Here is a 20,323-nt window from a genome sequence, read left to right as displayed (position 1 = left end):
AAAGAAACGCGCGCACCGGACAAGAGATCGCCAAGGCCGGGGCAATGGCGACTTTATAACCGATAAATATCGGCTTTAAAACCTATAAATCAGAAAATACGCTATTTAAACGCTTAGTAAATCGATACAAATCGAACTTTAGACCGAATACAAATGTGGGAGCGAGCCTGCTCGCGAATGCGGTGTGTCTGTCACCGCATCTGGCGACTGATACACAGCTTTCGCGAGCAGGCTCGCTCCCACATGGGATGGTGCCTTGCTTACAAGCCTTCGGTAAGCACCCGATCCAGCATATCGACAAAGAAATCCACGCTCTGGCGCGACGTCACCATCGGTGGTTTGATCTTGAGGATGTTCAAGTCATCGCCGGTCGGCTGCATGAAAATCCCCAGCTCACGCAGGCGATCACACAGCAACGCAGTCTCTGCAGTCGCCGGCTCCAGCGTCTGCCGATTGCGGATCAGCTCGAGTCCCAGATAGAACCCTGAGCCGTGTACCGCGCCAACCAGCGGATGTTTATCGATCAACGCTTCCAGTCGCGCCTTGAAGTGGCCGCCGACGACTTGGGCGTTTTCCCAGAGCTTTTCTTCTTCCATAACGTCCAGCACTGCCATGCCGATCTGACAACTGACCGGACTGCCGCCCGCCGAGGAGAAGAAGTAGCCCTCGGCCTCCAGCGCCTCGGCTATCTCTCGACGAGTGATCACCGCGCCAAGAGGCTGACCATTGCCCATGCCTTTGGCCATGGTGATGATGTCCGGCACCACGCCCTGATCTTCGAAGCCCCAAAAGAATTTGCCCATGCGCCCATAACCGACCTGCACCTCGTCAGCGATGCACACCCCGCCCTGTGCACGCACCAGCGCATAGACCTTTTGCAGATAACCCGCCGGCAACGAAATACCGCCGGCATTGCCGTACACCGGCTCGCAAATGAAACCGGCCAGTTGCCGCTTCTGCTCGGCAAGTTTTCGCAGATGATGTTCGACGCTGCGCACGTAATCCGGCGCCGAATCGGGGCCACGGAATTCGCCGCGATAGGTGTTAGGCGCCGTCACTGGGTGCACCCAGTCCGGGCGGCTTTCCAGAGCTTTCGGGTTGTCGGCAATCGACGTTGAAACCGCATCGGCGCCGACCGTCCAGCCATGATAGGCCTCGAGGACACTGATCATGTCGCGCCCGCCGCTGTAGGCCCAGGCCAGGCGAATCGCCAGGTCATTGGCCTCGCTGCCGCTGTTGACCAGGAACACCCGATCCATGCCCTTCGGTGCGAGCTTGAGCAAGCGTTCGGAAAACTCGGCGACTGCCGCATAGTTGAACCGCGAGTTGGTATTGAGCAACGACCATTGCCGCGCCGCGACCGCCGCCATGCGCGGGTGGCCGTGGCCCAGGACTGCAACGTTGTTGAGCATGTCCAGATACGATCGGCCGTGCATGTCGATCAGGTGATTGCGCCAGCCGCGCTCGATGCGTGGCGGGTCGACGTAATAGTGTTTTTGCGTACGGGCGAAACTGGCATCGCGACGCGCGAGCAGGGTTTGCGCGTCCAGCTCTGGCTCGGCGTCGCAGGCGAGGCCAAGCAACGTCGCCGGTGACGGGCACAACGCCTGCCAGGCCCGCGCACGGGAGGGCGCGCAGAACAGCGGCGCGTCGAGCTCTGCTGCTCGGCACAATTGCACGAGCAAAGGCCCGCTGACCTTACCGATTCGTTGGCCTTGGTCCAGTGCTGCGCCAGGGTCAGGGAATGGCGTCACGCCCCATAGCCGAACACTGAACTGCGGCCCGTCAAGCCGCAGCGCACCGTCCGCCGTATGACTCAGAACACCCGCGAACGGTGCTTGCACGTCGGTTCCAGGCGGCACATGCAATTCGACATGCAGCGGGAACGTATCCGGTTCGGTCGCGCTGTCCGGCCGCGTGCGTGACAAGCGGTACTGGCCATAACGCGTGGCCGCCAGCCCGTGCACCGTTGCGGCCTCTTTCAGCAAACGCTGATCAATGCCCTGCTGCTCCCAATTGCCGGCCTCGAAGTGCGGGCTCAGCACACCCAAGTCGATCAGGGCAAATTCGCGCCCGACCAGGCCGGGCAGCAGTGGCGCAAATTGAATGTTTTCGACACCGGGCAGGGACTGGCCCACGGCCGTCAGAATCGCCGCCTCCATCAGCGCCAGTGGCACCGAGGTCGCGACGCGGAAGATCTCCCACTCATGACTGAGGTTGTCGCGGCTGTAGGTATTGCCCGGATCGACGCTCACCTGCTGCTCGCCACTGAGCACCAGCACCGCCGCTCGCGCGACGATCAACGGCCACAGCGCTTGCAGCTCTTCGTAGTGCAACGGATTGACCGCGTGATACGCCTTGACCGCCGGCAGGATGACAAACGGATCGCCATCGGCGTGATGCAGCAAAGCCGCACAGGTCACCGAGAGATCGGTGATACGCCACGTACGCACCAGATCACCGAAATCGATCACCCCTTGCAACTGCCAATGGCGCTGAACATCGCGCTGCCAGACGACATTGTCATCGGTGATATCCATGTGAATCGCCTGCACCGGCAACTTGTCCACCAGCGGCCGCAAATGGCGCTCGGCCCGCTCGGCGGCAGCGCCTATCGCCGCGCGCTGCTGCTCGTCGCTGATCACCGGCAACAGGTGACTGATCAACGCGTTGGCATGGCGCGCGTCCCACTGCAAGGTGCGCTCGAGGCCGGGGTGATCGAAGCCTGCCAGCGCCAGATCCATCTCGCCACAGAGTCGGCCAAAACCGGCGACCACGTCCTGACCAAGATGATCGAAATCGGTCAACGGCTGCCCGTCGATGTACTCCAGCAACCGCACATGCACCGCTTCGCCATTGGCGTGCAGCGACAACAGGTCTTCACCGTTATTGGCAGCGATCACGCGCGGTACCTTGATCGCCGAGTGCTCGGCCAGATACTTGAGCCCGGCGTGCTGGGCCTGCAGCTCCGAAAGCGCGTAGTCACCCCGACAGACTTTCAACACGAAGCGCCCACGCGCACTGTCGACGCGATAATTCAGATCCTGCTGGCTGCCCAGCGCCTGCAAGGTGCCGCCAAGCCCGTAATATTCGGCCAGCCATTGCAGCGCCTGCGCTTCTGAAACCTGCGGACCGGGCAAACTGGCGCGATGAATCAACGTGGCGAGCGGCATGAAACGACCCCTGACATTTTATTAGGCGCTTATATCGCCATTGCTCCCGGCGATACGCAACCCTTTATAACGAAGACCGACCAGAAGAAGGCCGCCCTGCCGTCGCGAAAGCCTTCCAGTCAAATTTTCCTACATGACTTTCAGATTGTGTTTCCGCGCAGCTCTGTGCAACCTGCGCCCTGAATTTCACAGCACGGATGCAAGACCAAGTCATGTCCCATCGTCGCCTCGCCCTTTCGAATAAAAAAGTCCGCAACATTCCGCGCCGCTTACGAGCTCTGGCGGCCTGGGCCGCTGATTTCGAGGGATACTTTCCAGCGGATCTCACGCTCGAGGACAAGTACTGGAACTGGAAAATTCCAATCCACATGTCGATGGTCGAAGGAAAACAGGCGACACCCGACCTGAAAAGGCAATGCGCCCAGCACCTGATCGACGCGGCGCAGCATCTACGCCTGGCCCGACCGGAGCATGCGCTTGACTGCAGGGTGGTCGCAGCCATTTGTGTTCCCGGTATGTTTTCCAGCGAAATCTGTATCTATGCGGATCTGGAATATCACCGCGGTCATATACCTGCCTCCGACAGCGAATATGTGGAAACCGGCAGAAGCCTGTCTCTGGAATGGGGGCTGGTTTTGCCACAGGGCATGGGAGAGCGAGGCTTGCGCTACGAGGTTGAGGGCTGGGATGGCCAGTATTACCACGAGGAACGCTGGTATTTTGGCGAGGTGGATTGACACCTCCACGCAGTCGGCACTCGCGCCTCGCGGCGCTTTGCGCAAGAATGTCGCCCGTTCGCCTTGAATCTATGGAAATACTCATGAATGTAATCACCACCGACCTGCCCGGTGTTCTGATCATCGAACCGAAGGTGTTTGGTGACGAGCGCGGTTTTTTCTACGAGAGTTTCAACGCCAAGGCGTTTCTGGAAGCAACCGGCCTCGATGTTCAATTTGTGCAGGACAACCATTCGCGGTCACAAAAAGGCGTACTGCGTGGCCTGCATTACCAACTGCAGCAAACCCAGGGCAAACTGGTTCGGGTGACCGCCGGTGAAGTGCTCGATGTTGCCGTGGACATCCGCCGCAGCTCGCCCGATTTCGGCAAATGGGTGGCCGTGCGTCTGTCTGCCGACAACCACCGGCAGATGTGGATACCGGAGGGTTTTGCCCATGGCTTTGTGGTGCTGAGCGATTACGCCGAATTTCTTTACAAGACCACTGATTACTACTCACCCTCAGCCGAACGCGCGATCCGCTGGGATGACCCGGACCTGGGCATCGACTGGCAACTGGACGCAGCGCCTAAACTGTCGACCAAGGACCAGGCGGCCGCACTTTTCAAGGACGCTGACGTCTTCGCCTGAGGCAAGGTCTGGACAAAAACTCGCCGAGCGGTGATCAGGCAAGGCAAAAACAGGCGAGGAGCGGAGTCCAGGCCCCCTAAATGAGCATTCCGAGCCTGTTTTTAACGCAGCATGATCGACGCGCAGGCAGTTTTCGTACAGAGCAGAGGCATAATGCGCCTGTCCCTACAGGCGTATCCGGCTCATGAAACCAACACTCCCCCGCAGACCCCGCTGGCGCAGCCTCGCGCTGTTGGCCCTGTGCCTGGCGCCGCTGCTGTGGCCGCTGGAACACCTTGCCGAACGCTATTACCGCAGCGAACTCGCCGGGCAGAATCGCCAGACCCTCGACCTCTACGTCGCCAACCTGCTCGGCACCCTGCATCGCTATGAAGTGCTGCCGCAGATCCTCGGCGACCTGCCCGCCCTGCGTGCGGTGCTCGGTGCGCCGGACGACGGCGTGACCCAAGGCAACGCCAATCGTTTGCTGAAAAACATCGCCGCGCAGACCGGCGCCGAAGTCATGTACCTGATGGACACGTCCGGCCAGACACTGGCGGCGTCGAACTGGGACAAACGTGACAGCTTCGTCGGCCGCAACTTCGCCTTTCGCCCGTATTTCAGCGAAGCCATGGCCGGACGCCTCGGACGCTTCTTCGGCCTCGGCACCACCTCGGCCAAACGCGGTTATTTCTTCGCCGCTGCCGTGCGCAACGGCGAGAAAATCATCGGCGTGCTGGTGATCAAGGTCGACCTCGACCACACCGAAAGCCTGTGGGGCAAAACCCCTGAGCAATTGCTGGTGACCGACCACAACGGCGTGGTCATCCTTACCTCGCGTCCGGAGTGGCGTTTCCGATCAACCCGGGAACTGAGCGATTCCGAGCGCGCCGCGATCACCGCGATCCAGCCCTACCCGACCCGCGAACCCAGACCGCTGAACCTCAGCCCCGACGCGTGGCTGACGCAGACCCACGACATTGCCGAAACCGGCTGGAGCGTGAGCATTCTCGCCCCGCGCACATTGATCGATCGCCCGGTGCGCACCGTAGTCGCGATTGGCGGCGCCACGCTGCTGGTGGTCATGCTGCTGGTGGGTTTGATGATGCAGCGGCGTCGGCATTATCTGGAGCGCATCGCCTTCGAAGCCAAGGCCCGCCGCGAGCTGGAAGGCCGGGTCGCCGAACGGACCAGCGATCTGGAAGGCCTCAACCGACGCCTGAAGCAGGAAGTGCTCGAGCGTGAGCACGCGCAGCAGGAGCTGGTGCGCGCCCAGGACGATCTGGTTCAGGCCGGCAAGCTGTCGGCGCTGGGCACCATGTCGGCGAGCATCAGCCACGAACTCAATCAGCCACTGGCGGCGATTCGCAGTTATGCAGAGAACGCCGAGGTGCTGCTCGACCATCAGCGCACCGACGACGCGCGCGGCAACCTCAAACTGATCAGCGAACTGACCGGGCGTATGGCCTCGATCATCGCCCACCTGCGCGCCTTCGCCCGCCGCGATCGCCACGCACCGGAAAGTGTCGCGCTGCAACCGGCGCTGGACGATGCGCTGGCATTGCTGGCCAAACGTCGGCGCAGTATGGAAGTTGAGCTGATCCGCGACCTGCCTGCCGCCACGCTGTGGGTCGAGGCCGGCGAAACCCGATTGCGCCAAGTGCTCGGCAATCTGCTGGCCAACGCGCTTGATGCGCTGACCGAAAAAGGCCCGCCGCGCAAATTGTGGCTGAGCGCCGAAGCCACCGCCGAAGGCGTCAATCTGTACATTCGCGACAACGGCCCCGGGTTCTGCATGGAAGCCCTTGGCCGCGCCAGCGAGCCCTTCTACACCACCAAGACCCGCACGCAAGGCCTGGGTCTGGGGCTGGCCATTTGCGAAACGCTGATGCGCGCCTTCGGTGGTGAGCTGTCGTTCGCCAACCACAAGCAAGGCGGCGCCCTGATCACCCTGCGCCTGCGCGCCGGTGCGCCCGGAGTCAGCCTGCAACCGTCCGAGGATCGAAGTGCATGACCATCGACAATCGCATCCAGGTAGTGTTGATCGACGACGATCCGCACCTGCGCCAGGCCCTCGGCCAGACCCTGGACCTGGCCGGTCTGAAAATCCTGCCACTGTCCGAAGCCAAAGGCCTGGCCGCACAGCTTGAGCGTGACTGGCCGGGTGTGGTGGTCAGCGACATTCGCATGCCGGGTATGGACGGCCTCGAACTGCTCAATGAATTGCATGCACAGGATCCCGAGTTGCCGGTGCTGCTGATCACCGGCCATGGCGACGTACCGCTGGCGGTGCAGGCGATGCGCGCCGGCGCTTACGACTTTCTGGAAAAACCCTTTGCCAGCGATGCCCTGCTCGACAGCGTGCGTCGTGCGCTGTCCTTGCGCCGCTTGGTGCTGGACAACCGCAGCCTGCGTCTGGCCTTGAGCGACCGCAACGAACTGAGCGCGCGACTGGTTGGTCACTCGACGCCGATGCTGCGCCTGCGTGAGCAGATCGGCGCGCTGGCGGCGACCAAGGCCGACGTGCTGATCCTCGGCGAAACCGGCGCCGGCAAAGAGGTCGTTGCCCGTGCGCTGCATGACTTGTCGAGCCGGCGCAACGGCCCGTTCGTGGCGATCAACGCCGGCGCACTCGCCGAATCGGTGGTGGAAAGCGAGTTGTTCGGCCACGAGCCCGGCGCCTTCACCGGCGCGCAGAAACGCCGCATCGGCAAATTCGAATTCGCCAACGGCGGCACGCTGTTCCTCGACGAAATCGAGAGTATGAGCATGGACGTGCAAGTGAAATTGCTGCGCATGCTGCAAGAGCGGGTCGTCGAACGCCTGGGCGGCAATCAGTTGATCCCGCTGGACATCCGGGTCATCGCCGCGACCAAGGAAGACCTGCGCCAGGCGGCGGACCAGGGCCGCTTCCGCGCCGACTTGTATTACCGCCTCAACGTCGCACCGCTGCGTATCCCGCCCCTGCGCGAACGTGGTGAAGACGCATTGGTGCTGTTCCAGCATTACGCCGACGAAGCCAGCGCTCGCCACGGTTTGCCGCCCCACGAACTGCAACCGGCGCAACGCGCATTGCTGCTGCGCCACACCTGGCCGGGCAACGTACGCGAATTGCAAAATGCCGCCGAGCGTTTTGCGCTGGGCCTGGAGCTGGCATTGGATAGCAGCGCTGACGGCAGCGGCGCCGCGCCTGTGGAAGTGGTCAACGGCGGCCTCAGCGAGCAAGTGGAAAATTTCGAGAAGTCGTTGATCGCCGCCGAACTGGCGCGCTCGCACAGTTCGGTACGCAGCCTCGCCGAAGCCTTGGGTATTCCGCGCAAGACTCTGCACGACAAGTTGCGCAAACATGGCCTGAATTTCGGCGACAGCAGCCACGGGGAAGAGAGCGAATGAGCAGCGCAAGCGAATACCTGGAAACGGTGCTGCATCACGACATTCCGCTGACCGTCGAGATGGGACTCAAGGTGCTTGAGTGGCGAGAGCAGCAATTGAGCCTGCACCTGCCCCTCGCGCCCAACGTCAATCACAAGAGCACCCTGTTTGGCGGCAGCCTCTACTGCGGCGCGGTGCTGGCCGGTTGGGGCTGGTTGCATTTACGTCTGAAAGAAGAAGGGATTACCGACGGACACATCGTCATCCAGGAAGGGCAGATCAGTTATCCGCTGCCCGTGACCGGGGACGCCGTGGCCATATGTCCGCCGCCGGATGCAGCGGTGTGGAAGCGGTTTTTGGCGATGTATCGGCGTTATGGGCGGGCGCGGTTGACGCTGGATACGCGGATCCTGAATGCGGGAAGTCAGGCCGAGGCGGTGAGATTTACCGGGCAGTACGTGTTGCACCGCTGAAGATCAAAAGCCCCCTCACCCTAGCCCTCTCCCGAGGGAGAGGGAACCGATACGGGGATGCTGCAGATTCAAGTCGACCTGAAACTGCTTCGCCGAATCCACAATCGACTCGATTCTCCAGGTCCATGCATAGCGCCAGACCCCTCACCCCAGCCCTCTCCTGGGGGAGAGGGCTGGGGTGAGGGGGAATTCCGGATCAGCAGTTAACCTCGAGCCAACTCCAACAATCTCTCGCGCCACGCAGCCTTCGCCGGCAGCGCCAGAAAGAATTCATTCAACAGCGATTCCCGTGGCGGATAACTGAACGCCTCGCCGCTCAGATCCAGCACCTCGCCCCCCGCCCCTTCCAGCACGCCCTGAGCAGCCGCCGTGTCCCACTGCGACGTGGGCGCCAGGCGTGGATAGCAATCGGCAGCACCTTCGGCCAACAGACAAAATTTCAACGAACTTCCGATACTGGTCAGTTGCAGCTCACCGAGACTCGCGCTCAACCCGGCCAGCAGACGCTCTTGCTCAGGACTTGAATGACGGCGGCTGGCGACCACAGTAAACGCCTCGCCCGGGGCTGGCACGTCGCGCACCTGAATCGGCACCGGCGTTGCGCCCTTGTCGCCACGCCAGGCACCCAGTTCGGCGCCGCCGACGTAAAAACGACCGTTGGTCGGCATCGTCACCACGCCAAACACCACTCGGCCGTTTTCGATCAGTGCGATGTTGACGGTGAACTCCTCGCTGCCGCTGATGAACTCCTTGGTTCCGTCCAGCGGATCCACCAGCCACCAGCGCTGCCAGCCGGCGCGCACGTTCTGCGGGATATCGGCGTCCTCTTCGGACAGTACTGGAATGCTCGGATCAAGCGCCGTCAGGCCGGCAACGATCAGGTGATGTGCTGCCATGTCAGCAGCCGTCACCGGCGAATCATCGGACTTGGCCGTGACTTCAACACCGGCACGCCAGAACGGCAGAATCGCCTCGCCGGCCTGTAACGCCAGCTCGACCACCGGTGCCATCAACGGATGGGGAAAATTCATCAACGTCTCACTCATGGCTGAACACCCCGCGCTGGGTCAGCAGGTCACGGGTCAAATACAGCGCCGCCAACGCGCGGCCTTCGGTAAATTGCGGATTGAGCGCCAGCGCCGACAGTTCGCGCAGATTGACCTTATCGACGCGCATCGGCTCAGGCTCATCGCCTTCCAGCCGTTCCTCGTAAAGATCAGTGGCGAGGACGACTTGAATCTTCTGACTCATGTAACCGGGCGACAGCGACAGCTCGGTCAGATGCTCCAGTTGGCGCGCGCCATAACCGGCCTCTTCCTTGAGCTCCCGCTCGGCCGCCGCCAGCACATCTTCGCCCGGCTCGATCAGGCCTTTGGGCAGAGACAGTTCGTACTCCTCGGTCCCGCCGCAATACTCTTCGATCAGCACCGCATGTTCGGCGTCGAGCATCGCGACGATCATTACCGCGCCATACCCCGCGCCTTTGCCGACCAGACGCTCGTAGGTGCGCTCCACGCCATTGGAAAATCGCAGCTTGAGTTCTTCGACGCGAAACAGGCGACTGGTGGCGACGATCTCGCGGGCAAGTACGGTGGGTTTCTGGCGCATGCAAAGCTCCTTGGCGTGAACGCGCTACTATAACGCGGCTTTCCCGATTGTTTGCGTCGGATATCCTTTCACCGTTCGAGACGTTGCCATGCCCTCTTTACCGTGGTCCGACATCGATACCGTTCTGCTCGACATGGACGGCACGCTGCTGGATCTGCACTTCGACAACCATTTCTGGCTCGAGCACCTGCCCCAGCGCTACGCCGAACTGCACGGCATCAGCCGGGCGATGGCAGAGCTGGAATTGCAGCCGTTGTTCGAACGCCACGCCGGCCAGTTGCAGTGGTACTGCCTGGATTTCTGGAGCGCGGAGCTGAAACTGTCGGTGCGGGAACTGAAACAGGAAACCGCGCACTTGATTGCCCTGCGCGCGGATGCCGACACCTTTCTCGCCGCGATCAAGCGTGCCGGCAAACGGGTGATCATGATCACCAATGCGCACCGCGATTCGCTGTCGTTGAAACTGGAACGGATCGAACTGGCGCCCTACTTCGAGCGGCTGATCAGCTCGCATGACTATGGTTTTCCCAAAGAGAACCCACAGTTCTGGGACGCCTTGCAGGCGGACATCGGTTTTGATCCGGCGCGCAGCCTGTTTATCGACGACACCTTGCCGATCCTGCGCAGTGCACGGGATTTTGGCGTGGCGCATTTGCTCGCAGTGAAAGAACCGGACAGCCGCAAAGGGCCGAAGGACACGGCGGAGTTCGCCGCAGTCGGGGATTATCGCGAGCTCATTACCGGACTCTGATCCCTGTAGGAGCTGCCAAAGGCTGCGATCTTTTGATCCTGGTTTTAAAAATCAAAGTCAAAAGATCGCAGCCTTCGGCAGCTCCTACATGACTGCGTTATTTTGGAATGCGCAGTTTTTGTCCCGGATAGATCTTGTTCACATCCTTGAGCATCGGTTTATTGGCATCGAATATTTTCTGGTACTGGTTGGCATTGCCATAGACGCGCAGTGAGATCGCACTAAGCGTGTCACCTGCCTTGACCTCGACAAGCTCGGCGGCCGCCACAACCGGGCCGGTCACGGTGATCTGATCATCGACGCTGCCTACGCCCGCAATGTTGCCTAGCGCAAGCAGAACCTTTTCCTTTTCTTCCTGGCTCGCCACTTCACCGGTCACCGTCACCTTGTCGCCATCCACGGTCGCCTGCACGTTGGGATTGCCCAACCCGACCTTGCTGATATGTTCCTTCAACTGCTCACTCGCATTGGCATTGCCTGGGGTCAACAGATCAATCAGCTTCTCACCGGCCTCTTTCACAAAGCTCAACAGACTCATAGCACACACTCCTTGATTTGGGTTCCAGTCGTCCAAGCCTAGACCACCCCGGCCAAACCCGGTTCCAGTCCGACCAATGACGCTGCCGCGCCGCAGGCGGTAGAATCGCCACACCCCGCCAACCGCCCGGAGCGAAGATGGACATCAAGCAGCTGAAATTCCTCATCGCCCTCGACGAAACCCGCCATTTCGGCCAGGCCGCCGCGCGCTGCCACATCACCCAGCCGACCCTGTCGATGCGTTTGCGCAGCCTTGAAGAAGAACTTGATCTGCCACTGGTCAACCGCGGCCAGCGCTTCGAAGGCTTCACCGCGCCGGGCGAGCGTGTGCTGGCCTGGGCGCGCACGGTACTGGCGGCCTACGACGGCTTGCAGGCGGAAGCGGCGGCCTGTCGCGGCAATCTGATCGGTACGCTGCGCCTGGGTGTGGTGCCGCTGTCGAGTTTCGATCCGTTACCGCTGATGCAGCGTCTGCACGCAGCGCACCCGGAACTGCGCTTCGAGCTGTCCTCGCTAAGCTCCGAGCAGGTGCTCGAACACTTGGCGAACAACCGCATCGACATCGGCGTTTCCTATCTGGAGCGTCTGGACAGTGAGCGCTTCGATTCGCTGGCCTTCAACGAGACCCGCATGGGCCTGCTCTACGACGAGCGCTCGTTCAGCTTCGGCGAAGCGCCCCTGAGCTGGGAATCGCTGATCGAGCTGCCGCTGTGCATGCTCACCAGCGGCATGCATTTTCGCCAGTCCATCGACCACAACTTCCACAGTCGGGGCCTGACGCCGCAGCCGCTGCTGCAAACCGACGCCGTGCATCAATTGCTGCAAGCGGTACACGGCGGCTTTTGTTGCGCGATCATGCCGCTCGACGGCGGCGCGGAAACCCTCGCCGATCATCTGCGTCTGCAACCCATCGAGAATGCCCACACCCTCGCTCCGCTGGGCCTGATCATGCGCCGTGGTGCGCCGCGCTCAGCGCTGGCTGAGGCGTGTTTCGCGCTGTATCAAAAATCGCCAAAAGACGCTTGATCGACGGCATCTATCGGTAGATCGGTAATAGCGATTAGACGCGACAACTTGCCGCGCCTAGTCTTGACCTAGATCAAACCGTCGGTGATGCCATGAACGCCAAGCGTCCTGCCTGCGCGGCGCCAGCAATCGAAACGCCCGCGCCTGCCGCCAGCCAGACCTACAGCTACAGCGATTTATCCTTCGAGGCATCGGCCAGCACCGCGCTGGCCGAGGAAGTTGCGTTGGCGATCGCCTACAACGGCATCAGTCAGGCAGTGATGCTGGTCACCCCGACTGACCTTGAAGATTTCATCGTCGGTTTCAGTCTTGGCAGCGGCATCATCGAAGACGCCAGCGATATCTATGATCTGCAACTGACGGGTGCAGGCTCGGCGCAATACGCGCAGGTGACCATCGCCAACCGGGCGTTCTGGAATCTCAAGCAGCAGCGTCGGCAGTTGGCCGGCACCAGCGGTTGCGGACTCTGCGGCGTCGAAGCGGTGGAACAGGCGTTGCCCGATCTTAAAGTGTTGCCGGGCGCAGCCTTGCCACCGATCGAATGGCTCGACGGCTTGCGCCAGCGCATCGGCGCGTTCCAGCCGCTGGGCCAGCACTGCGGCGCGGTGCATGCGGCGGTGTTCATGAATGCCAGCGGTGAATTGCTGCTCGGCCGCGAGGACATCGGCCGGCACAACGCGCTGGACAAGCTGATCGGCGGTCTGATTCGCCAGAAAATTTCAACCGAGGGTGGGCTGGCGATTGTCACCAGCCGTTGCAGCCTCGAACTGATCCAGAAAGTCCTGCGTGCCGGCATCCAGACCCTGGTCAGCCTGTCGGCACCCACCGGCCTGGCCGTGCAATGGGCCCGGCGCCACAACCTCAATCTCATCCACCTGCCGCAGAAAAGTGCGCCGCGGGTGTACAGCCCCGCGATGGAGAATCAAGCGTGAGCCAACATCATCAAGCCGACCAGAAACCTGTTCCGCGCTACAAGCCTTACAAAGGCGCCGCCGGCGGCTGGGGCGCCCTGATCAGTGTGGCCCAGGCATGGTTGACCAGCGACAACGCCTTGAAAAACCTGCGCATGATGCTCAAGACCAACCAGAACGGCGGCTTTGACTGCCCGGGTTGTGCCTGGGGTGATTCGCCGGAAAGCGGCATGGTCAAGTTCTGCGAGAACGGCGCCAAAGCGGTGAACTGGGAAGCGACCAAGCGCCGCGTCGATGCGAAATTCTTCGCCAAGCACAGCGTCACGTCGCTGCTGGAGCAGAGCGACTACTGGCTGGAATATCAGGGCCGTCTGACCGAGCCGATGGTTTACGACGCCGAGTCCGATCGCTACAAGCCGATCAGTTGGGAGGATGCCTTCGCCCTGATCGGCAAGCACCTGCGCAATCTGCCGAGCCCGGATCAGGCCGAGTTCTACACCTCGGGCCGCGCCAGCAACGAAGCGGCGTATCTGTATCAGTTGTTCGTGCGGGCTTACGGCACCAACAATTTTCCTGACTGCTCGAACATGTGCCACGAGGCCAGCGGCGTGGCGCTGGCGCAGAGCGTCGGTGTCGGCAAAGGCACGGTGACCTTCGATGACTTCGAACACGCCGACGCGATTTTCGTCTGGGGCCAGAACCCCGGCACCAACCATCCGCGCATGCTCGAACCGTTGCGTGAAGCGGTGAAACGCGGTGCCCAGGTGGTGTGCATCAACCCGCTGAAGGAGCGGGGCCTGGAGCGTTTCCAGCATCCACAGCACCCGATCGAAATGCTCACCAACGGCGACAAGCCGACCAACACCGCCTACTTCCGCCCGGCACTCGGCGGCGACATGGCCGTGCTGCGCGGCATGGCCAAGTTCCTTCTGCAATGGGAGCGCGATGCGCAGAAGGCTGGCGAGCCGGCGGTGTTCGACCATGATTTCCTCAATGCCCACAGCGCCAACGTGCTGGAGTATCTCGCCACTGTCGACGACACCTCGTGGGAGCAGATCGTCGAGCAGTCCGGCCTGACGCTGGTCGAGATCGAGCAAGCCGCGCGCATGTACGCCAGAGGCAAGAACGTGATCATGTGCTGGGCCATGGGCATCACCCAGCACCGCCATTCGGTGCCGACCATTCAGGAGATCGCCAACCTGATGTTGTTGCGCGGCAACATCGGCAAGCCGGGCGCCGGTCTGTGCCCGGTACGCGGTCACAGCAACGTGCAGGGCGACCGCACCATGGGCATCAACGAGCGTCCGCCGGTGGCGTTCCTCGATTCGCTGGAACGTCGCTTCCAGTTCAAGGTGCCGCGTCATAACGGCCACAACGTGGTCGAGGCGATTCATGCGATGGCCGAAGGTCGCGCCAAGGTGTTCATTGGGTTGGGCGGCAACTTTGCCCAGGCCACCCCGGACAGCTCGCGTACCTTTGAAGCACTGCGCAACTGCGACCTGACCGTGCAGATCAGCACCAAACTCAACCGCAGCCACCTCGCTCACGGCAAGGATGCGCTGATCCTGCCGTGCCTGGGGCGTACCGATATCGACATCCAGGCCGAAGGCGCGCAAGCAGTGACCGTGGAGGACTCGTTCAGCATGGTCCACGCTTCCAACGGCCAATTGCAGCCGCTGTCGAACCAGATGCGCTCGGAGCCGTCGATCATCGCCGGCATCGCTGCCGCCACTCTGGGCAGCCAACCGGTCGACTGGAACTGGCTGGTGGCCGATTACGGGCGCATCCGCGAACTGATCGCCGACACCATCCCGAACTTCAAAGACTTCAACGAGAAGATCAAAAACCCGGGCGGCTTCTATCTGGGCAATTCCGCTGGTGCACGCAAGTGGAACACGCCGTCAGGCCGGGCCAACTTCCGCGCCAACCAGTTGCCGAAAGATCTGGTCCACGAGCGCACTCGTGCGACCGGCCAGGTGCCGGATCTGATTTTGCAATCGATGCGCTCTCACGATCAGTACAACACGACGATTTATGGACTTGATGACCGTTATCGCGGCGTGAAGGGCCAACGTGACGTGCTGTTCGCCAACGAGGCCGACATCATTCGTCTGGGCTTCCGTCCGGGGCAGAAGGCTGACATCGTGTCGATCTGGGACGACGGTCGCGAGCGCCGGGTGAAAGGGTTTACATTGTTGGCGTTCGACATTCCTGCCGGGCAGGCGGCGGCGTACTATCCGGAAGTCAATCCGCTGGTGCCGCTTGAAAGCACTGGCGATGGCAGCCATACGCCGACCTCGAAGTTCATCGCGATCCGGCTGGAAGCGGCGAGTGAGACTGGGTTGATCATGGCCAAGTCTGCTTGATGCGGTGACTGGACGATTGCTATCGCGAGCAGGCTCACTCCTACAATTGACCGTGTCCTGTCTGTAGAAACGCGGTCACTGCAGGAGTGAGCCTGCTCGCGATGGCGGTAGCCGATTCACCGAATGTCTCGGTACTCAACATTTTTCGACCGCCCACAAAAAAGGCCGTTTTTGAATAAAAACGGCCTGTCCGAAGTAGCTAAAGACCGGCGAAAATCGGTTAAGTTCCGGTGAAAAAACAGTAACTTGCAATATTGTATACATGTCGTGTTATTCGTCGGATTTTGATTGTCACGCCCAATGCAGAGCCTCAGGATCGGCGCCGTCATCCCTTTGAGGCTCATCCTCTATGAAGTTCTCCTCGATTCTCTTGTTGTCCCTTGGCCTGGTCAGTGGCTTCGCTTCTGCCGGAGGCACCACCGAAGCAGGTGTGGGCGGCGCATTGGGCGGGGTTCTTGGCTCGGTCGTCGGTCAATCGTTAGGCGGCAATACAGGTTCCACCATCGGCGCAGCCCTGGGCGGCGCGGGTGGTAGTGCGGTCGGCGCAGACAAGCGCAGCCGTGGCGAAGCGGCCATCGGCGGTGCACTGGGTGCAGCCGGCGGTAACGTGGTTGGCCGCAGTCTTGGCGGCACCACCGGCAGCCTGATCGGCTCTGCCGCAGGTGGCGGCGCGGGCGGCGCGCTGGGTAACTACATGGGCAACAAGAGCGACGACGATGATCGTCGTTACGACCGTCGCCATGATGACCGTCGCTACTACCGCGACCGTGGTCACCCGGGTCGCGGCCACGCTTACGGCCACCGCAAGCATCACAAGTACTATCGCCACCATTGAGGCGAAAGCTTGAACGAAAATCGCAGCCCCTTGGGCTGCGATTTTTTTTGCGCGATCAGATGACCAACCGTTCCAGCGCCCCGCGCAGACCTGCAGGAATCGGCACCGGCTGATTGCTCGCCCGATCGACAAACACATGCACAAACCGCCCCGCCGCACGCGCCTCGCTTTCGCCGACCTTGAACACCGCCAGCTCGTACTGCACCGAACTGTTGCCCAGCTTGCCGACCCGCAGTCCGATCTCGATCAGATCGGGGAAAGCGATCGAGGCAAAGTAATCGCACGCCGAACTGACCACGAATCCCACTACTTCGCCGTCATGAATATCCAGGCCGCCGACCTGAACCAGATAAGTGTTCACCGCCGTGTCGAAGAAGCTGTAGTAGGTGACATTGTTGACGTGACCGTAGGCATCGTTGTCGTGCCAGCGTGTGGTGATGGGCTGAAAGTGGGGGTAGTCGGAGCGTTGCGGGGTCGGGCTGGACATTGAGCAGGGATTCCTTCGGATTTTTCGGCGAGTCTAATTCAAACCGTGGCAGCACCTTCGCGAGCAGGCTCGCTCCAATATTGAAAGGCGCGAACCTGTGGGAGCGAGCCTGCTCGCGAAGGCGATGTATCAATCACAGCATTGTTCAGCGATCAGCAAACCCCTTCCCCTGCGCCGCCAGCTCGCCAATCAGCCGCGCCGGCTTCCACTGATCGCCCTGGCGCGTCTCCAGCGCCAGCAGGCGCTGATGGATATCCGCCAGCCCCTGTTGATCCGCCCAGGCCATCGGCCCACCCTTCTCCGCTGGAAAACCATAGCCATTCAAGTACACCAGATCGATGTCATGGGCCGAGCCGGCAATGCCCTCCTGCAGGATCTTCGCGCCTTCATTGACCAGCGCCAGCAAACAGCGCTCAAGGATTTCTTCAGGACCGATGTCGCGACGCTGGAAACCCAGCTCTTCACTGACCCGCAGCACCAGTGCCTCGACCTCGGGATCCTGCTCGGCCTGCCTACTGCCCGGCTCGTAGTGGTAATAACCATTACCGGACTTCTGCCCGAACCGGCCCATTTCGCACAGGCGGTTATCGATCTGGACCTCCGGCGCATCCTGGCCCTTGCCAGCGAGCTCCCGAGCACGCCACTCCAGGTCGATACCGACCACGTCGTACATGCGAAACGGCCCCATGGCGAAGCCGAAACCTTGCAGCGCGGAGTCCACCTGCTGTGGATAAGCGCCTTCGAGAAGCATCTTGCGCGCTTCGAGTACATACGGATGCAGCATGCGATTGCCGATAAAACCGTGGCAGTTGCCCGACACCACGCTGACCTTGCCCATACGCTTGCCGAGGGCCAAGGCGGCTTCGAGTGCCGCCGGCGACGTTTGCGCGCCGCGTACGATTTCCAGCAGTTTCATGATGTGCGCCGGGCTGAAGAAGTGCAGGCCCAGCACCTGTGCCGGGCGCCGGGTCGCAGCGGCAATGGCGTCGATGTCCAGCGCCGAGGTGTTGCTCGCCAGCAGAGCCTCAGGCTTGAGCAGGCCATCCAGCTCACGAAAGATCTTCTGCTTGAGCTCGAGGTTTTCGTACACCGCTTCGATCACCAGGTCGACATTGCGGATCGTCGCGTAATCCGCCGCCGCAGAGACGCGAGCGATACGGGTATCCGCTTCGGCCTGATCGATGCGGCCCTGACGCACGTTGTGTGCATAAGTTTCGGCGACCGCCATCAGCGCCTGCTCGAGCATCTGTGGATTGTTATCCACCCACTGCACGCTCACGCCGGCATTGGCCAGGCACATGACAATGCCACGGCCCATGGTGCCTGCGCCGATCACCGCAGCCTGCTGGATTTCGAAGGATGTCTGGCTCATGTTGTTCTCTTGTGAGTGGCCCGAAGACAGATTCCAACCTTAGTCAGGCCACGACGCTTTTTGAAGTCTATTAGCGTGATGATCGACATTCAGCGGATGGATGCAGCGCCCACAGATCCTCTGCCTAATCGAGCAAGTGATTGTCTGCCCATTCCCGGACTTCAGCGTAGGGATACTCCTCCAGCGCTGCGAATCCTGGAATCGCGCGCGCCTTGAGCCTGGTGAACAAAGGTACGCTGATACCGCAGAGGAATCGCGTCAGGCGTTCGGCCGACGGAATGCGCCCAGTGTGCTGCTCATGCCTGTGGATAAATTCACCACACAATTCTGCGAATTTTTTATCCACAAGCGGCGGCAACGCTGGCGGCTCGGGCAACCGGGCGACATGGCCGTGACACACCGAACAATGGCCACAACGCTCGGGGGCATTGTGATCACCGAAATATTCGGCCAGGCGATAACCCAGGCAGCGCTCGGTGGCGAACACCTCGAGCATGGCGTGAATCCGCGCCACCTCAGTCTGTTCGTGGCGGGTGAAATACTCGTGCAGCTCAGCGCTCAGGGCATCGCTGGCAAAATCACTGTGCAGCAGGCTGTAAACCTCGGTCATCTGCTTGCTCTCAAGCTCGACCCAGCCTCTTTCCTGGAAGTAATCCAGCGCTGTCACCACGCGATTGCGCTCGGCGGAATACTGCGAGTACATCGCCTCGAAATCTACCGTGGCCCAAGTGCGTGCTCTCGCGGACGTTCTGATGATCGCCGCCACGAAATCCCTGCGCTCGCCTTCAAAACGCTTGAGCAGTGCCTCCGGCTCGAGCAAATATTTGAAGCGATACTCGGCGTAATAGGCGTAACGCGGAGCAATCAGACCGCGCAGTTCCAGCTGCACCAGCAACGTCTTCAGTGGCAACGAGCGAATATTGCTCTGATCCGCCAATGGCCCGAGCAGAAACTCCCACTGCCCCTCAGGCACCGAAGCTTTCAGTTCATCGAGTACATAACGAATGCCATCGCGCTCGGGTGTGTCGCCGTAAACGAAGTTCTCCAGCACATTGAGGCTGTCGCGATTGGCCAGCACCAGGCAGTCAGAGGGCTGACCGTCACGGCCGGCACGACCGATTTCCTGGCTGTAGTTTTCGATGGATTTGGGCAGATCGAAATGCACGACGTTGCGAATGTCGCTCTTGTCGATGCCCATGCCGAAGGCAATGGTGGCGACGATGCAATTGGACTGCCCGGCCATGAAGCGGCGTTGAATGTCCTCACGCTGATCGTGGGGCAAACCTGCGTGGTAAGCCTCGGCCTGGATACCGTTGCGCTCGAGATGCTCGGCAATGTGCTCGGCGGTCTTCTGCAACGTGACGTAGACAATGCTCGGTTGCCCGGGGCGCTCGGCCATCCATTCCACCAGCCGCCGGCGCTTGTCGTGGCCGCGCACAGGCTCAACGAGCAGGTTGAGGTTGGGTCGGTAAAAACCAGTGGTCACCACATCTGCCGGGGCAATGGCGAACTTGGTCTGCATGTCGGCGATGACTTTCGGTGTGGCCGTAGCGGTAAGCAGCAGGGCCTGGGGGATGTTGAACTGGCGCTGGTAGTCCGGCAGTTTCAGGTAGTCGGGACGAAAGTTGTGGCCCCACTCGGAAATGCAGTGTGCTTCATCGACCACCAGCAACGAGATCGGCACCTGTTGCAGAAAATTGCGGAAGCGCTCGTTTTTCAGGCGCTCGACGGAAATCATCAGAATTTTCAGCTCGCCCGAACGCGCACGGGCCATGACGTCGTTGGCATCCTCGCGGCTCTGCGCCGAATCGATACTGCCTGCCGAGATGCCGTGACGCTTGAGAAACGCCAGTTGATCCTGCATCAACGCCAGCAGCGGCGAGACCACCAAGGTCAGATGCGGTAGCAGCAGGGCCGGCAGTTGGTAGCAAAGCGATTTGCCGGAGCCGGTGGGAAAGATCGCCGCCGCCGAGCGCCCCGCCAGCACCGCGCTGATGGCGGCCTCCTGACCGGGTCGAAACTGTGGATAACCAAAAACCTGTTCCAGGGTGTTGTGCATTCGCTGTC

Annotated in this window: 17 protein-coding genes; 10 read left to right on the top strand and 7 right to left on the bottom strand. The window is 61.2% G+C overall.

All coding sequences use genetic code 11. The features are described from left to right. Nucleotides 1–260: 260 nt before the first annotated feature. Complete coding sequence (locus DCO47_RS02795; RefSeq protein WP_116657393.1) at nucleotides 261–3,173, bottom strand: aminotransferase; 2,913 nt, start codon at nucleotides 3,171–3,173, stop codon at nucleotides 261–263. A 212-nt stretch (nucleotides 3,174–3,385) separates the two neighbouring features. Here DCO47_RS02795 and DCO47_RS02790 point away from each other — a divergent pair, with 212 nt between their 5' ends. From DCO47_RS02790 to DCO47_RS02765, 5 genes are all read left to right on the top strand, one after another. Then, nucleotides 3,386–3,910: a DUF3916 domain-containing protein gene (locus tag DCO47_RS02790; protein WP_042608733.1), complete on the top strand. Its 525-nt coding sequence runs from the start codon at nucleotides 3,386–3,388 to the stop codon at nucleotides 3,908–3,910. An 83-nt stretch (nucleotides 3,911–3,993) separates the two neighbouring features. After that, the gene (gene rfbC / locus DCO47_RS02785) at nucleotides 3,994–4,539 is read left to right on the top strand and encodes a dTDP-4-dehydrorhamnose 3,5-epimerase (protein ID WP_042608602.1); all 546 of its coding nucleotides are present in this window, start codon (nucleotides 3,994–3,996) and stop codon (nucleotides 4,537–4,539) included. Nucleotides 4,540–4,723: 184 nt separating this feature from the next. Next, complete coding sequence (locus tag DCO47_RS02775) at nucleotides 4,724–6,532, top strand: ATP-binding protein (RefSeq protein WP_042608601.1); 1,809 nt, start codon at nucleotides 4,724–4,726, stop codon at nucleotides 6,530–6,532. Beyond that, nucleotides 6,529–7,911 (top strand): sigma-54 dependent transcriptional regulator, encoded by a 1,383-nt coding sequence (locus tag DCO47_RS02770; protein WP_042608600.1) that lies wholly within the window; start codon nucleotides 6,529–6,531, stop codon nucleotides 7,909–7,911. The genes DCO47_RS02775 and DCO47_RS02770 overlap by 4 nt, the downstream gene beginning before the upstream one ends. After that, nucleotides 7,908–8,363, top strand: coding sequence for a YiiD C-terminal domain-containing protein (locus DCO47_RS02765; RefSeq protein ID WP_064363387.1), 456 nt, complete (start codon nucleotides 7,908–7,910; stop codon nucleotides 8,361–8,363). The genes DCO47_RS02770 and DCO47_RS02765 overlap by 4 nt, the downstream gene beginning before the upstream one ends. Nucleotides 8,364–8,566: 203 nt before the next feature. Here DCO47_RS02765 and cysQ read toward each other — a convergent pair whose 3' ends face one another. Together cysQ and nudE are read right to left on the bottom strand one after the other, a co-directional pair. Then, nucleotides 8,567–9,394: a 3'(2'),5'-bisphosphate nucleotidase CysQ gene (gene cysQ / locus DCO47_RS02760; protein ID WP_064363388.1), complete on the bottom strand. Its 828-nt coding sequence runs from the start codon at nucleotides 9,392–9,394 to the stop codon at nucleotides 8,567–8,569. A gap of 7 nt (nucleotides 9,395–9,401) precedes the next feature. Continuing rightward, nucleotides 9,402–9,971: an ADP compounds hydrolase NudE gene (gene nudE, locus DCO47_RS02755; RefSeq protein WP_065615370.1), complete on the bottom strand. Its 570-nt coding sequence runs from the start codon at nucleotides 9,969–9,971 to the stop codon at nucleotides 9,402–9,404. Between the two features lie 88 nt (nucleotides 9,972–10,059). Between nudE and yrfG the strand changes: the two genes are divergently transcribed. Then, nucleotides 10,060–10,722 (top strand): GMP/IMP nucleotidase, encoded by a 663-nt coding sequence (gene yrfG / locus DCO47_RS02750; RefSeq protein ID WP_064363389.1) that lies wholly within the window; start codon nucleotides 10,060–10,062, stop codon nucleotides 10,720–10,722. Between the two features lie 97 nt (nucleotides 10,723–10,819). Here the strand turns inward: yrfG and lysM are convergent, their stop codons facing one another. Continuing rightward, nucleotides 10,820–11,260, bottom strand: a complete 441-nt coding sequence (gene lysM / locus DCO47_RS02745) for a peptidoglycan-binding protein LysM (RefSeq protein ID WP_042608595.1) — start codon at nucleotides 11,258–11,260, stop codon at nucleotides 10,820–10,822. Nucleotides 11,261–11,397: 137 nt separating this feature from the next. Between lysM and DCO47_RS02740 the strand changes: the two genes are divergently transcribed. The 4 genes from DCO47_RS02740 to DCO47_RS02725 all read left to right on the top strand — a co-directional run bounded on the left by DCO47_RS02740 (nucleotide 11,398) and on the right by DCO47_RS02725 (nucleotide 16,397). Continuing rightward, the gene (locus tag DCO47_RS02740; protein ID WP_064363390.1) at nucleotides 11,398–12,285 is read left to right on the top strand and encodes a LysR family transcriptional regulator; all 888 of its coding nucleotides are present in this window, start codon (nucleotides 11,398–11,400) and stop codon (nucleotides 12,283–12,285) included. Between the two features lie 92 nt (nucleotides 12,286–12,377). Continuing rightward, nucleotides 12,378–13,217: a formate dehydrogenase accessory sulfurtransferase FdhD gene (gene fdhD, locus DCO47_RS02735; protein WP_042608593.1), complete on the top strand. Its 840-nt coding sequence runs from the start codon at nucleotides 12,378–12,380 to the stop codon at nucleotides 13,215–13,217. After that, the gene (locus tag DCO47_RS02730) at nucleotides 13,214–15,562 is read left to right on the top strand and encodes an FdhF/YdeP family oxidoreductase (protein WP_116657392.1); all 2,349 of its coding nucleotides are present in this window, start codon (nucleotides 13,214–13,216) and stop codon (nucleotides 15,560–15,562) included. Before fdhD ends, DCO47_RS02730 begins: the two co-directional genes overlap by 4 nt. Before the next feature lie 349 nt (nucleotides 15,563–15,911). Continuing rightward, on the top strand, nucleotides 15,912–16,397 hold the full coding sequence (locus tag DCO47_RS02725) for a glycine zipper domain-containing protein (protein ID WP_039756448.1): 486 nt from the start codon (nucleotides 15,912–15,914) through the stop codon (nucleotides 16,395–16,397). A gap of 55 nt (nucleotides 16,398–16,452) precedes the next feature. On the opposite strand, the gene DCO47_RS02720 is transcribed toward DCO47_RS02725, so the two are convergent. The 3 genes from DCO47_RS02720 to DCO47_RS02710 form a co-directional block, all read right to left on the bottom strand. Further along, nucleotides 16,453–16,884: a thioesterase family protein gene (locus DCO47_RS02720; RefSeq protein WP_116657391.1), complete on the bottom strand. Its 432-nt coding sequence runs from the start codon at nucleotides 16,882–16,884 to the stop codon at nucleotides 16,453–16,455. A gap of 145 nt (nucleotides 16,885–17,029) precedes the next feature. Then, nucleotides 17,030–18,256 (bottom strand): 3-hydroxyacyl-CoA dehydrogenase, encoded by a 1,227-nt coding sequence (locus DCO47_RS02715; RefSeq protein ID WP_116657390.1) that lies wholly within the window; start codon nucleotides 18,254–18,256, stop codon nucleotides 17,030–17,032. A 124-nt stretch (nucleotides 18,257–18,380) separates the two neighbouring features. Then, nucleotides 18,381–20,315, bottom strand: coding sequence for an ATP-dependent DNA helicase RecQ (locus DCO47_RS02710; RefSeq protein ID WP_116657389.1), 1,935 nt, complete (start codon nucleotides 20,313–20,315; stop codon nucleotides 18,381–18,383). Nucleotides 20,316–20,323 lie beyond the last annotated feature (8 nt).

This window comes from Pseudomonas sp. NDM (assembly GCF_003105095.1).
Classification (GTDB): Bacteria; Pseudomonadota; Gammaproteobacteria; order Pseudomonadales; family Pseudomonadaceae; genus Aquipseudomonas; species Aquipseudomonas moraviensis_A.
Note: the sequence above shows the minus strand (reverse complement) of the source record. Positions and strands in the feature narration are given on the sequence as shown.

What these genes read in the sequence shown, in the direction of transcription:
- DCO47_RS02795 (WP_116657393.1), bottom strand. Translation starts at nt 3,173, where the DNA reads ATGCCGCTCGCCACGTTGATTCATCGCGCCAGTTTGCCCGGTCCGCAG.
- DCO47_RS02790 (WP_042608733.1), top strand. Translation starts at nt 3,386, where the DNA reads ATGTCCCATCGTCGCCTCGCCCTTTCGAATAAAAAAGTCCGCAACATT.
- rfbC (WP_042608602.1), top strand. Translation starts at nt 3,994, where the DNA reads ATGAATGTAATCACCACCGACCTGCCCGGTGTTCTGATCATCGAACCG.
- DCO47_RS02775 (WP_042608601.1), top strand. Translation starts at nt 4,724, where the DNA reads ATGAAACCAACACTCCCCCGCAGACCCCGCTGGCGCAGCCTCGCGCTG.
- DCO47_RS02770 (WP_042608600.1), top strand. Translation starts at nt 6,529, where the DNA reads ATGACCATCGACAATCGCATCCAGGTAGTGTTGATCGACGACGATCCG.
- DCO47_RS02765 (WP_064363387.1), top strand. Translation starts at nt 7,908, where the DNA reads ATGAGCAGCGCAAGCGAATACCTGGAAACGGTGCTGCATCACGACATT.
- cysQ (WP_064363388.1), bottom strand. Translation starts at nt 9,394, where the DNA reads ATGAATTTTCCCCATCCGTTGATGGCACCGGTGGTCGAGCTGGCGTTA.
- nudE (WP_065615370.1), bottom strand. Translation starts at nt 9,971, where the DNA reads ATGCGCCAGAAACCCACCGTACTTGCCCGCGAGATCGTCGCCACCAGT.
- yrfG (WP_064363389.1), top strand. Translation starts at nt 10,060, where the DNA reads ATGCCCTCTTTACCGTGGTCCGACATCGATACCGTTCTGCTCGACATG.
- lysM (WP_042608595.1), bottom strand. Translation starts at nt 11,260, where the DNA reads ATGAGTCTGTTGAGCTTTGTGAAAGAGGCCGGTGAGAAGCTGATTGAT.
- DCO47_RS02740 (WP_064363390.1), top strand. Translation starts at nt 11,398, where the DNA reads ATGGACATCAAGCAGCTGAAATTCCTCATCGCCCTCGACGAAACCCGC.
- fdhD (WP_042608593.1), top strand. Translation starts at nt 12,378, where the DNA reads ATGAACGCCAAGCGTCCTGCCTGCGCGGCGCCAGCAATCGAAACGCCC.
- DCO47_RS02725 (WP_039756448.1), top strand. Translation starts at nt 15,912, where the DNA reads ATGAAGTTCTCCTCGATTCTCTTGTTGTCCCTTGGCCTGGTCAGTGGC.
- DCO47_RS02720 (WP_116657391.1), bottom strand. Translation starts at nt 16,884, where the DNA reads ATGTCCAGCCCGACCCCGCAACGCTCCGACTACCCCCACTTTCAGCCC.
- DCO47_RS02715 (WP_116657390.1), bottom strand. Translation starts at nt 18,256, where the DNA reads ATGAGCCAGACATCCTTCGAAATCCAGCAGGCTGCGGTGATCGGCGCA.
- DCO47_RS02710 (WP_116657389.1), bottom strand. Translation starts at nt 20,315, where the DNA reads ATGCACAACACCCTGGAACAGGTTTTTGGTTATCCACAGTTTCGACCC.